The sequence below is a fragment of the Bremerella alba genome (assembly GCF_013618625.1).
Classification (GTDB): domain Bacteria; phylum Planctomycetota; class Planctomycetia; order Pirellulales; family Pirellulaceae; genus Bremerella; species Bremerella alba.
On record NZ_JABRWO010000026.1, the window covers coordinates 1 to 13,207 of the forward strand.

Below are 13,207 nucleotides of genomic sequence, written 5' to 3' on the forward strand. Positions count from 1 at the left end.
CCGCGATTCGCTCCAAGGCCAGCACGACGTCTTGGCCGCGGAACCGTGGCTCGACCTCGATCGCCAGACTCTCACGAGTAAAGTGATCGACTATCGTTAACAGCCGGATTCGACGCCCGTTGAACAGCTCGTCGGTCATAAAATCCATCGCCCAGCAGTCGTTAATGCGAGTCGCCGAAGGACGCAAGGCACGTGTCCGACAACTGACTCGACGACGAGGCGTCTTCGTCCGAAGACCGAGTTGTTCCTCGCGATACAAGCGATAGACACGCTTCGCATTGACCGCCCAGCCTTCACGGCGAAGCAGGATGTGCAGCCGTCGATAGCCGTAGCGAACACGCGTAGCAGCCAGCTCCTTCAGCCGCATCCTCAGGGGTGCCTGATCGTCTCTCACGGACAGATAGCGGCATGTCGACCGAGCCAGGCTCAACAAGCGATACGTGCGTCGTTCGCTGATGCGATACGCAGCCTGGACACGATCGGCCGTTGCACGCAGGCGATCAGGCTTCAAAGCTTTTTTGACAGCACATCCTGCAGAATCTGCTTGTCGAGACTCAAGTCAGCCACCAACTGCTTCAGCTTCTTGTTCTCTTCTTCGAGTTGCTTTAAGCGACGTACCTCGGCGACGCCCAGCCCATCGAACTTCTTCTTCCAGCGATAGAACGTCTGCTGACTGATCCCCAGCTTTCGACAAACCTCCTCAACCGGCACACCCGACTCGGCCTGCTTCAGGGTAAAGGCAATCTGCTCATGCGTAAATCGAGACTTCTTCATGGTCATCTTCTCCTCGAAAAGGATGGCCCGATTTTACCTCGATTTTCTCATTTTGAATGGCTTACTTTTTGGGTTGCAGGTCACCGCAACCGTTTCGATTGAGCTAGTGACCAATATCTCCGACCCAGATCGGGTGCTTAATGAAATTCTTTCAGAGGTCGACCGAATTTCTACCTTTCCCGATAAGGCGGAAGATCCTGAAGTTCGCAGACAAACACTTCAGGAGTCAACGATCCGTGTCGGTCTCATTGGTCCACCGCCGACAAGCGTCGACGCGGCTGTAAAATTACGAGAAGTCGCCGAGATCGTCCGAGAGGACCTCCTTGGACTTCCAGGCGTTGCCGATATCGAGATCCCCGAAGAACGCTTACGGTCTTACGGTTTATCGCTATCCAATGTGGCCGCGATCGTCGCCAAAGAGAACTACGAACTTCCGGGCGAAACCATTCGCGATGACACCCAAGAGATTCTACTTTGCGGTCATAGTCGACGACTCTATGGGGAAGAAATCGCCACGCTGCCACTTCTTTCAGGAAACAGTGGAACGGTACTAACCATAGGTGAGATAGGTGTCGTTCGCGATGAGTTTATCGATACAGCAGCTATCTGCGAAATCAATGGCGAGCCTGGTTTGGCACTTTCTGTTATTCGCAACAGGACAGACGATTTACTCGCGGTCGTCGATACCGTTTGCGATTACGTTGATACCGCCGATCTGCCAACCGGCTACCAATTGGTTACCTGGAGCGATCAATCCGTCGACGTCCGCGAACGGGTTCAGTTGTTAATTGTTAATGGCCGTCAAGGTCTGGCCTTGGTTGCATTTCTGCTGGCCTTATTTCTCGACCTTCGGGCCGCCATTGGAATTCCAATTTGTGTCTTCGTAACCGGGGCGTATCTCTACTTTACAGGCAGTACTCTCAACATGCTTTCGATGTTTGCGTTCATCATGGCGTTGGGGATCGTTGTCGACGATCCGATTGACATCCACGCCCATCGACTGATGGGTAAGTCACCGGCCAAGGCTGCCTACGACGAAACGGTTGAGGTGATGCCATCCGTTATCACAGCCGTTCTTACGACGATCGCCGCGTTTATCCCCTTGCTGTTTGTCACCGGTAGGACGGGAAATATGCTAAGCGTTATGCCCCTCGCTCTCGTTTCAATGCTGGTAGTATCGATGCTCGAAGCATTTATGATTCTGCCGTCACACATGAGCCACCCAGACAGTTTGGTTTTTCGCTTGTTGCGATTTGTGTTTTATCCGTTTGTCTGGATCATGCATGTGATCGGGTGGCTCAATCGTAGAACTTCCCGGGCGTTGGATGTCTTTATTCAGTATTTTTATCTCTGCCAACACTGCGGATTGTTTTGACGAACAAATTCATCTCGCTATCAATTTTGATCGGAATGTTAGTCATTTCAGTAGGTTTAATCAAAGCAGGAATTGTCCCTTTCGTCTTTCTGGGAAACCTCGATAGCAAAAACCTGGTCTGCACGATTACGTTCCCAGATGGAACCCCCGTTGGGGAAACCGATAAATGGACTCGACGAATTACCGAAGCTTTTGAGAAACTTGATGACAAATATTCCCAACAGGGTACACCACTTGCAAGCACCTATTGTCGCGTTGTCAGCTCCCAGGTTGCACTCGGGCCTGGCTCAGGAAGTGCTTTGAGTGGAGCCAGCCATAAGGGAAGTGTCGAGGTCGAGTTGGTCAGTAGTAAGGAGCGTCCGCTTTCAAGTGCTGAAATTCTCGCGATTTGGCGGGAAGAGGTAGGGAAAATCCCCGGAGTCGATAGCATTAGCTTCGACACGATGTTCAGTGGCCCCAGCGGCGTTCCCATCCAATTAAACTCATGGCCAGTAGTGCCCATACCGATCAATTAAGCGGTGCTGCAGAGGCCTGTAAGCAGGCAGTACCTGGCATGCGATACCTGGAAAATGGGAATACCGTGTTCGTGTCAAAGAAGATGCGATGCCCCTGGGCGTTACGTCTTCGGATCTTGCCAACACGCTTCGCAATGCCTATTACGGTGCAGAGGTGATGCGAATTCAACATGGTCGACACGAGGTAAAGATCATGGCTCGTTATCCTCGCAGCGACCGTCAAAACCTGGCGAACTTTCATGTTGTATGGGTTCGAACTGACGATGGTGTGGAACGCCCGATTTCAGAACTCACGGATGTGGAAATCGTTCTTGGATACTCTGAGATATATCGAATGGAGCAGAAGCGAACGATCACAATTTCGACCGACGTTAACGAAGATGAAGCAAACGCATTCGAGGTCGTGAGTTCCCTTCAGGCCGACTTCGTTCCCACTTTGTAGGAAAAGTTCCCCAACGTCAGCGTTCGTTGGGAGGGCCAGCAGGAACAGACCCAAGAGTCGGTAAACAGTCTGCTAGTCGGCTTTATAGTAGCGATGCTCGCGATTTTGGTTTTGCTCTCGATCGAATTCAAGTCGTACTTTCAACCCTTTTTGATCATGGCGATCATCCCATTTGCAATGATCGGAGCGGTGTTTGGCCATTGGGTCCTCGGACGCCCCTTGGAACTGTTTAGCCTACTCAGTCTTGTGGGATTATGCGGTATCGTCGTGAACGATTCCATCGTGTTGGTCGACTTTATCAACCACCGAATAAAAGAAGGCTTGCCCCTTAATCAGGCCCTTCAGGAAGCCGGCGCTCGTCGACCACGTCCCGTCTTGCTGACTTATGTCACAACGATCGGCGGCCTTTTGCCGTTGATGTTTGAGACATCACGCCAGGCTCAGATGCTTATCCCTATGGCAGCCACGATTGCCTTTGGGCTCATGGTTAGCACCGTGCTAGTTCTGTACATGGTGCCGGTTTTCTATTCGATCTATCACGATCTCTTCGAGAACTTGCTCGGCCCAAGTAATCAACCCGAAAAGGAACTGGACAATCAATGGCTGGCGAACTCCTCAATTTGATGCGGAGGATCTATGCCAGGAGACGCCATCGGCCAGGAACTTTAATGGCAATGTAGGCCTATCTAATTGACACAGCACCTTGTCCGTCACTGTTTTTGTGATTCTTTGAGGATTACTTTTACTAGTGACAAAACAAATCGAGCGCGGTATGATGCCACGTGACATCACCTTTTCCGCATCCGATTCCTCCTTTACAAGACAAATCGGTGCCAGCGTTGTCATTCAATTCATACCACCTCGCTTACCTCGAACTCCTCCCGGTTTGCCCCCTATGCGAGGCAATGCTCTGTTCCGCCATACCACTTTGAAGGACCAACAATGCTGAAATACGCCTGGGCTGCGATTTGCTCTGTTTGCGTTCTCCTTTTTTTAGCTTATGGAACCTGCGAGGCTGCTCCAGTCCAGATTGCGGAAAAAGAGATGACGACGCTGACGGCCAAGGATGCGATCCTTACGCCAGCAACAACCGATATTGTTGACGACGAAGGGCTCAACGGCCTTCAAGGAATCACGCTTAAACCTGGCATCGAGGCTGCCGTTAACAATGATAGTCGCCAGCCAGATATCACATTCCAGGTATCAGCTCCTCAGGAAGGCACTTACGTCATTCGTACTTTCTCCGTCGTTGATGACGAAGGTCACCAGCTAATGGAAGAGGCCAAGGGCAAGTATGATTCACTTTTTCTGAAGCTTCAAATTGATCAGACACGACCGACGAAGCGAGTTGTGTACGTTCCCTGGCATCGACCTCACCAGACAACTGGTAAGTTTCACCTAACTGGGAAGCCACAAGAACTAAAACTCTGGATCCCCCGTGGCGTACGTCTTGGCCACGTATCAATCCATCCTTACGTCGAACCAGCAGTTCCCAAGGCAGCTCAAAATTACGAACCTAAGTGGAAGCCGCCCACCAGTCACCCTAGGTTGTGGTGTAACCAAGAGACCCTTCCGGTTATTCGAAAGCGTCTAGAGTCTGACGAGCACCAAGAAGCATGGCAAACGATAACTCGACAAGCGAAGAAGCCTTTCAACGTCGAGTTCTCCCCAGATGAGGAAGTAGCTCATGACGCGGCGCTCGAGAAAGCTGCGGAAGCGAAAGCGTTTTATTACCTGATGACCGGTGATAAGGAGGTAGGACGTGAAGCGGTTCAGTTGATGAATGCTTATCTGAGCCAAGTCGAGTTCGGTAACATTCTCGATATCACCCGAGAAATCGGTCGGGCAATTTACACTGGTTCGCTTGTATACGATTGGTGCCACGACCTACTAAGCGTCGAGGAAAAAGACGCGTTTCATAAAAGTCTCAAACGGTTAGCGCTCGACATGGAGTGTGGCTGGCCCCCATTCCGCCAGACAATCATTACTGGTCATGGCGCCGAGGCTCAGATCAATCGCGACCTGCTAAGCATGAGCATCGCGCTCTACGAACGCGAACCCGAGATGTACAAGTACACATCGTACGTGATTCTCGAAAACCTTGTTCCGATGCGAAAATTTGAGTTTCAATCGCCACGCTATAACCAGGGGGTAAACTACGGAGCCTTCCGCTTTGGTTGGGAGATGCACGCAGCATGGCTATTGTATCGAATGTCCGGCGAGCCAGCGTTTGACGAGAACATCAAGGATGTCCGCAGATTTTGGCAATATATGCGTATGCCTGATGGCATGATGCTTCGCGACGGCGATGGTGCCAGCGGTGTTGCTGACGGACGGTTTTATTACTGGAAGTACCCGCGGACAATGCTCTTAATGTACACCTATGCCAGTGATCCTCTCCTGAAAGCTGACTTCTACCGGCAAGGTGGACCATCCAGTGATCCCATGATGTTTCTGCTGTTGAACGACCCAGAACTGAAACCGATTGACAGCCTCGAATCGCTCCCATTGACTAAGGACTTTGGTCCTATCCTAGGATCAATGGTCGCAAGAACGGGGTGGAATCTCGGCCTCGACAGCAACGATGTCGTCGCCGAGATCAAAGGTGGTGGCTACCACTTTGGGAATCACCAGCACGCCGACGCAGGTTCGCTGCAAGTCTATTTCCGAGGCCTTCAAGTTGCCGATCTAGGACTTTACAAGTTCTATGGCACACCCTACGACCGAAATTTTAACAAACGTTCGATCGCTCACAGCATGATGTTGGCAGTTGATCCCAAGGAAGAGTATCGCAGAGCCGAATCCAACGACGGAGGTACACGATACAACCAAACTGCCCCCCGCACTCCTCAGCAGGTCACCAGCGATCCGTGGTTCAATAATGGTGAGGTAATCGCTACGGATTTCGGTCCTTCAGAGCTAAAGCCTGACTTTAGCTACTTCAAAGCCAATCTAACCGATGCCTATTCCGATAAATTGAGCAAATACAGTCGCGGGTTTTGCTTTATCAATCTTAAGCGAAGCGATGTTCCGGCCGCGATCATCCTGACCGATGACATGACAACTCAAAAGGCAGATTTTCAAAAGTTCTGGCAGGTCAACACGCTTCACGATCCACAGATGACCGAAGATGGATTCATCCTTAAAAACGAAAGAAGTGGCCTAACAGGTAATACACATGTCAAACTGCTTCTACCCAGTTCACCCCACCGCTCCGTTAAAGTGCATGGAGGCAAGGACGCGACGAACGTCTTTGGCATGCAACTCGATCCTCCCCCCTCCCCTCACCCTGAAGCCAATGGTTATCGAATCATGGTTTCACCAACGAATAACGAGCGACGGCATCGATTTCTAACCGTCTTTCAAATGGTCGATGGCAATTCAGAACCGCTGCCAGTCGAACACCGAGAACAGGAAGAAACCTACGTCATAGCAATTGCAGACAGAGTTGTAGTCATAAGCAACAACGTCGACTTTGTGCAAAAGTCATTTCCTCTGCACATTCCCAAGGGACCTAAACGGCAAGTTGCCTTACTAGGATTGAAGCCTGGATCTTGGATCGTTCGTGACTCCACAGGAAAGATGATTGTCGAGGCGGAAGTAAAAGCCAAGAGTCATGCGACATTCTTTCAAGCAGAGCCAGGTAAGTACGAAGTCAGCCCACATTAATCGATTCGTTCCATCGACGGCAATTCGGAAAAAGATAGACACCCTTTTCGATGCTGTATTTTTTGCTCAGCAAATTCCTAACCGACTCGGGGACCAGCGTTATGACAATTTCAGAATCCGACTCATTTGAGATCCAAGATGAAGATCAACTTGACCATTGGCTAACGACACCTAGCGAAGCATTGATACGCTTTATGGGAACGTTACGCGGGAACCTTCTAATTCTTGGTGCTGGCGGCAAGATGGGACCAACCCTTGCCGCGAGAGCGCAATTTGCCGCCGCCAAGGCTCAGGCCGACCTGCGGGTCATTGCTGCGAGTCGCTTCTCCGACAATCGGTCGAAACAATGGCTAAATGCAAACGGCGTGCAAACTGAAACAGTCGATCTTCTAGACAGAAAATCCATCGAACAGCTTCCCGATGCTGATAACGTGATCTTTCTAGTGGGATCCAAGTTTGGAACAAGCGCGAATCCTTCTCAGACCTGGATGGCCAATACCATTGTTCCTGCGAATGCCCTGGAGCGTTATCCTAACGCACGCTTCGTTGCCCTTTCGACAGGCAACGTCTATCCATTTTCTCCTACTGAAAGCGGCGGTTCGTGTGTAACCGATCCGGTTGGTCCGATTGGTGAATACGCTCAGGCGGCGCTCGGACGCGAGCGTGTGTTTCAACACTACTCAGTTGCCAATGAAACGAAAACAGTGTTGGTGCGGTTGAACTATGCGGTCGATCTGCGCTACGGTGTCTTAGTCGACATCGCTACCAAGGTCCAAGCTGGCACACCAATTGACCTGACTTGCGGATATTTAAATTGTATTTGGCAGGGGGATGCTAATGACATCATTATTCGTAGCCTGGAACTAGCCGATTCACCTCCTCGGCTGATTAATCTGACTGGTGAAGATACTTTGTCGGTGCGACGAATCGCTGAAGATTTCGGGCAACGACTCAATCGGAAAGTCACTTTTGTCGGTGAAGAATCTTCAAACGCACTTCTGAGCAACGCTTCCGAAACCAGTCGGTTACTTGGTTCGCCTAACACTTCGATAGATACGATCCTGCAACAAACGGCCAATTGGGTCACTCGTGAAGGTCGACTACTCAACAAGCCAACCCACTTCGAGGTACGCGATGGAGTCTTTTAATCATTCTTCACGCAAGACGGAGGACACGAATGAAATGTCGGAAACCAGTGATTTCAATTTCCCGGCCCCAGAGCCGTGGGTGCGTGAATCGATTCGATCGGGCATCGCTATTCCTGCCCATCCGTTAGCCCTAACAAAAAATCGCAAACTCGACGAGCGTCGCCAAAGAGCTATAACTCGTTACTATCACGCTGCCGGTGCTCAGGGCCTGGCTATTGGTGTACACACCACACAGTTCGAAATACGCCAACCGCAATTTGGGTTATACCAACCGGTGTTAGAACTGGCCGCCGATACAGCGCGAAATTGCGACGCAGCGTCAGGTAGCAAAACGGTTTTATTGGCAGGTATCTGTGGCGATACAAAACAGGCGGTCGCCGAAGCTCGCCTTGCTCGTGATCTTGGCTACCACATCGGGATGATCTCGCTGTCATCTCTTAGCAACGCTACTGACGAAGAACTCGTCACGCACTGTAGGCGTATTGCGGCAGAGATTCCTATTTTCGGTTTCTATATGCAATCTGCCGTGGGAGGTCGCGACCTTTCGCCAAACTTCTGGCGGAACCTGGCGACAGTTCCGAATCTCGTCGGTGTGAAGATCGCTCCGTTTGATCGATACAAGACGCTCGAAGTCATTCGTGCCATTGCTGAAACTGGGCGTTCTGACAAGATCGCACTTTATACTGGAAACGACGATAATATCGTCCTCGACTTGCTGACCAAATACGTCATTGGTGAACCACAACAAACGACGCAATTGCGAATCGTGGGAGGACTATTGGGGCATTGGGCTTGCTGGACGAAGTGTGCTGTCCAGTTGCTTCAGACCTGCCAGGCCACTTGGGACGAGTCGACTCTCTCGGCCGATTTGCTAACGCTCGCCGCTCAGGTCACCGACTGCAATGCGGCTCTTTTTGACGCAAGAAATAAGTTCGATGGCTGCGTCGTTGGAATTCACTATGCTCTTGAACAACAAGGATTACTCGATAACCTTCATCTGCTCGATCCAAAGGTCGGCCTTTCTTCGGGGCAAAGGAATGAGATTGATCGTGTACGGTCGACCTATCCCCAACTCGTCGACGATGATTTCGTAAAAGAGCATTTGGATCAGTGGTTGAGCTAAAATGACTCATGGGTCAAGATTCTTCGCCCCGATTAGACCAATAACATCCAGTGATAATGGCGTCCCCTCCGACGCCATTTCCTTTTTCATACCCTTAATATCCTACCTCACGCTCACTCCCACCATGGTGTAACGATGCCGAGCTCAAACGATTCGACTCCTTATCAAGACCACACGGTACAGCGTCGTACGGCGCTTGCCCTCCTTGGATTTAGTGGAGTTGCTTTTACCAGTAGCACTATTGCGGTTGCAGCGCCTTCCGACAACGCGGACTCGGCAAACCAACGCACAGGCCGAACATTCCAAAACATCGCAGAAATGCGTGCTTGCCAGGACTTGGAAGTCGAATCGTTCGTCTGCACATTAGGATACTACGAGCCTGGCGATGGTGGCAGTGCGCTCTACAAGGTCGAACATTCTCTTGGTAATCGATCGGCAAACGGCGGAGACGTTGTCGCCTTACGTGATAAAAAGCAGGCCATGCTACTGCCGGATGGACCAGTCAATTATCACATGTTTGGTGTTCAAGGAGATGGAAAGAACGACGACGGCAAGCAGATCAAGTTGGCCCACGTGTTCGCGAACAAGCACCGCCTTCCCATCATTCACCGCTCTGGTGAATACTGGATTGGCAAGACCAACAGCATCCCCATTTCCACCAATGTAGAGTGGGGCAATACGATTTTTCATATCAATGAGAAATTCAACGAAAAAGCAAAGCAACGTTTTGTAGTTCAAAGTAGCAAGACAGCACAGAGAATTAAACTGGATGATGCGCAAAAGCTCTCTCTACTGAAGAATCTTCGCCCTGGCGTTACCGTACTTCCCGAGTTAGCCGAATTCAAAAATTGCCTGGTTACAATCGTTGACGCGAATGATCAAATCGGGTTCCGAGCCGGTGCCAAATACAAAGGTCAATCTTGGGATCGCGAGGAATTGTTCTACGTCGAAGAAGAGGGGCGAATTGTTGGGGACATTGCCTGGCATTTCAATGATTACACCACTCTTACCGCCTACCCTTGTGATGATTCTTATTTGACGATCGATGGGGGCGGCTTTTTGCTCTCGGGTGATATGCCTGGTGATACGTACGACGGCTACTATAGCAACGGAATCCGGATAGAACGAAGCCGTACCGTCATTCGCAATCAATGGATGGGTCTTGAGCCTGGAAACCGCGATATTTCGATGCAGCCGCGAAGCGGTTTTTATAACTTCAGTCGTGTATTCGATTCAACCTTAGAGAATATTCGGCTAATTCCGTGGGAGCAAAACCGAGCTGATCCGAAGAGACGTGTTGCGGCCGGTACCTACGGCATCAGCGGGGCCCGGATGCTCAATTGCACCTTTCGTAATCTGACCGCAGAAGGCACCTGGCTACACTGGGGCGTTTTCGGGACAAACCTCAACAAGAACTTTCGCATCGAGAATTGCCGACTCAACCGCGTCGATGTTCATTTTCATTGTTGGAATCTGACAATTCAGGATTCCGTGATCGGATTGCGAGGCATCTCGGTTACCGGAGGAGGCACGTTAACTATCGAGAATACCGTAGAGCACGGTAATTCGTTAGTCAATCTGCGTCGCGACTTTGGGGCCAAATGGGATGGCGACATTCGAATCCGCAACTGCCGTTTGGTACCGACACGTGATCGACCGGTGACAGTCCTCTACTGCAATCCCTCACCAGTCGACTACGGCTATCCAATAGGTTGCGCTCGAACGCTTACGATTGAGAATCTTGTGATCGACTTTAGCTACTTCCCGGAATCTAATTCTCCGGTCTGGTTGCTGAACTTACCTTCACTGACATCACCAAAAGAAGAAAACAACACCTTCTTTCCCACCCTTATTTCAGCTCGCAACATCACTGTCCATGGGCGCAACCAGGGTATCCGACTTGCCAGTATTCCTGATCCGTACCACTATCAGTTGACCAAGGAGGGCCGATACGACGGTGATCAGCTTCTGGCCAATTGCCAAATGATATTCGAGAACATCGACCTAGAGCAGATTGCCGAGTCCGAGCCCAATTCCTCTGCCAGCGTCCATCTCCGACTTGGTAAGACTGCGACCGCGAAATACCCCGAAGGTCGTGGCATCTATCCGCACATTCGTATCACCAATTGCTCAGGTGTCTGTATTTACCTGGGAGGTAGCGCGGCGAATCTAAGCGTTACCGAAAGCACGGTCGACCGTCTCACGGCCGCAATCGATGGCCCGTTGAAAGGCAGTTTGATGCTGACCCAATGCCGATTCCTACCCCGGGTAAAAAAAGGCTCGTCGCCGATTTACGCCCTAGATGCCGAGTTGGGGACGCACCTGACCAATTGCACGCTCCACGCTCCCTTAGTTGATGGTTCTTCGGCCCCCACCGCTTTTGACCGCGTCGGGTTCGTCAGGGTAAATCGAACAGTCCGATATCATCAACTGAACACAGCCCTCTCCAACAACATGCTCAAGTTTCTTCAAAAGCAAAAGCAGCCGTTAAAGCCAGCATTCATTGCAATGCTGAAAAGCCATCACGCCTTAGAACCAGAAAAGATAACGTCCTAAATATTGCGCTCAATTGAGAGCCAGCCCTGGCTCTGGTATGGATTTGATTACCAACATCAACCAACCCAGAACCAAGGACTGACCATGACGAATGTACCAGAAGATCACACCAGTGAAGAGATCCGGGATGCATTTCAGATTAACGGCGAGGCCGTGCGAGGGCATCTCGACGAGCTTGTCCGCTCGACCGTCGAGGAGACGCTGAACCAGATGCTCGATGCCGAGGCGGACCAGCTGTGCGGGGCGAAGCGTTATGAGCGATCGCCTGATCGCGTCGACTCGCGGGCAGGTTCGTACTCACGGAAGCTGCATACCAAGGCAGGCGAAGTCGACCTGAAAGTGCCTCGGCTGCGAAGCTTACCGTTCGAGACGCAGATCATCGAACGCTACAAACGGCGTGAATCGAGCGTCGAAGAGGCGTTGGTTGAGATGTACCTGGTAGGCGTGTCGGTGCGCCGTGTCGAGGACATCGCCGAAGCCCTGTGGGGCATCCGGTTCAGTTCGAGCACTGTCAGCGAACTGAACCAGAAGATCTACGAGCGGATCGACGCCTGGCGGAATCGGCCCCTGGAAGGAGAGCATCCGTACATGATGCTGGATGGCATCTGGCTGAAACGAAGCTGGGGCGGCGAGGTGAAGAACGTCGCCGTGCTGGTTGCCGTGGGCGTTCGCAGTGATGGACATCGCGAGATTCTAGGCGTGGCGGAAGGAACCAAGGAAGACAGCGAGAGCTGGCGAACGTTCCTGCGTTACCTGAAAGAACGCGGCCTGCAAGGCGTGCGGCTGATCACCAGCGACAAGTGCCTGGGGCTGGTCGAGGCGTTGGGCGAGTTCTTCCCCGAGGCGGCTTGGCAGCGGTGCATTGTGCACTTCTATCGCAACGTGCTCAAAGATGTGCCTCGCGGCAAGTCGCGTGATGTGGCGGCGATGCTCAAGGCCGTGCATGCCCAGGAAGACCGAGCCGCGGCACAAGAGAAGGCGGAACTGGTCACTGAGAAGCTGACCTCGCTACGGCTCGGAGCGTCCGCTAAATGCTTCCGGGAAGGCGTCGAGGAAACGTTGGCCTACATGGCCTTCCCTCGCGAGCACTGGACGCGTCTGCGCAGCAACAACATGCTGGAGCGGATCATGAAAGAGATTCGGCGGCGTACACGCGTCGTGGGAGCGTTCCCCGACGGCCAAAGCGCCCTGATGCTGGTCGCGGCCCGGCTGCGTCACATCGCCGGCACAAAGTGGGGCACGCGGCGTTACCTGGACATGGACCGGCTGGATGAACCGAGTGAGGCAGGAGAAGCTTTAACGTGAAAATCTTTTTTGCCGCGCGCGGCAAAAAAGATTCCAGAGTCAGGCTGAAAAACAATTGTGCGCAAATTGACGGACACTACCGTTCTGATTTCCATGATCAGAAAGAACCGGTGTTGTTGACTGTGAATTGACATCTCCAGACGCAAATAGATGACCATTGGAGGGGGCGAGTGCACGGCCAGCGCGCACTTTAGGTAATCTGCGGTAGCGCGTCCAATCTCTTTCTGCGATGATAACGCTTTTCCAAATCCGTGTCTCGCGCCGCAGGGAAGAGTTGATGGCTCGCCAGATTGATCAGGA

General features: G+C 51.7%; 7 protein-coding genes and 2 pseudogenes. 8 read left to right on the top strand and 1 reads right to left on the bottom strand.

The window, feature by feature from the left end; all coding sequences use genetic code 11:
- Positions 1 to 774: pseudogene (locus HOV93_RS25415) on the bottom strand (IS3 family transposase); the annotation flags it as partial.
- A 22-nt stretch (positions 775 to 796) separates the two neighbouring features.
- Here HOV93_RS25415 and HOV93_RS25425 point away from each other — a divergent pair.
- From HOV93_RS25425 to HOV93_RS25465, 8 genes and pseudogenes are all read left to right on the top strand, one after another.
- Positions 797 to 2,149 (top strand): efflux RND transporter permease subunit, encoded by a 1,353-nt coding sequence (locus HOV93_RS25425; RefSeq protein WP_207399370.1) that lies wholly within the window; start codon positions 797 to 799, stop codon positions 2,147 to 2,149.
- Between the two features lie 35 nt (positions 2,150 to 2,184).
- Entirely contained in the window at positions 2,185 to 2,664 is a 480-nt protein-coding gene (locus HOV93_RS25430; protein ID WP_207399371.1) for an efflux RND transporter permease subunit, read from the top strand.
- Positions 2,665 to 2,752: 88 nt separating this feature from the next.
- Positions 2,753 to 3,730 (top strand): annotated as a pseudogene (locus HOV93_RS26090) (efflux RND transporter permease subunit).
- Between the two features lie 420 nt (positions 3,731 to 4,150).
- The gene (locus tag HOV93_RS25445) at positions 4,151 to 6,775 is read left to right on the top strand and encodes a hypothetical protein (protein ID WP_207399373.1); all 2,625 of its coding nucleotides are present in this window, start codon (positions 4,151 to 4,153) and stop codon (positions 6,773 to 6,775) included.
- 101 nt (positions 6,776 to 6,876) lie between these two features.
- Complete coding sequence (locus HOV93_RS25450) at positions 6,877 to 7,923, top strand: NAD-dependent epimerase/dehydratase family protein (RefSeq protein WP_207399374.1); 1,047 nt, start codon at positions 6,877 to 6,879, stop codon at positions 7,921 to 7,923.
- A 34-nt stretch (positions 7,924 to 7,957) separates the two neighbouring features.
- A complete protein-coding gene (locus HOV93_RS25455; protein ID WP_207399375.1) occupies positions 7,958 to 9,046 on the top strand; it encodes a dihydrodipicolinate synthase family protein in 1,089 nt (362 codons plus the stop codon).
- Between the two features lie 135 nt (positions 9,047 to 9,181).
- Positions 9,182 to 11,602, top strand: a complete 2,421-nt coding sequence (locus HOV93_RS25460) for a hypothetical protein (protein ID WP_207399376.1) — start codon at positions 9,182 to 9,184, stop codon at positions 11,600 to 11,602.
- 84 nt (positions 11,603 to 11,686) lie between these two features.
- Positions 11,687 to 12,907, top strand: coding sequence for an IS256 family transposase (locus HOV93_RS25465; RefSeq protein WP_235991083.1), 1,221 nt, complete (start codon positions 11,687 to 11,689; stop codon positions 12,905 to 12,907).
- Positions 12,908 to 13,207 lie beyond the last annotated feature (300 nt).

Excerpts from the sequence above, each read along its gene's own strand:
- HOV93_RS25425 (WP_207399370.1), top strand. The coding sequence starts at position 797 with ATGGCCCGATTTTACCTCGATTTTCTCATTTTGAATGGCTTACTTTTT.
- HOV93_RS25430 (WP_207399371.1), top strand. The coding sequence starts at position 2,185 with ATGTTAGTCATTTCAGTAGGTTTAATCAAAGCAGGAATTGTCCCTTTC.
- HOV93_RS25445 (WP_207399373.1), top strand. The coding sequence starts at position 4,151 with ATGACGACGCTGACGGCCAAGGATGCGATCCTTACGCCAGCAACAACC.
- HOV93_RS25450 (WP_207399374.1), top strand. The coding sequence starts at position 6,877 with ATGACAATTTCAGAATCCGACTCATTTGAGATCCAAGATGAAGATCAA.
- HOV93_RS25455 (WP_207399375.1), top strand. The coding sequence starts at position 7,958 with ATGTCGGAAACCAGTGATTTCAATTTCCCGGCCCCAGAGCCGTGGGTG.
- HOV93_RS25460 (WP_207399376.1), top strand. The coding sequence starts at position 9,182 with ATGCCGAGCTCAAACGATTCGACTCCTTATCAAGACCACACGGTACAG.
- HOV93_RS25465 (WP_235991083.1), top strand. The coding sequence starts at position 11,687 with ATGACGAATGTACCAGAAGATCACACCAGTGAAGAGATCCGGGATGCA.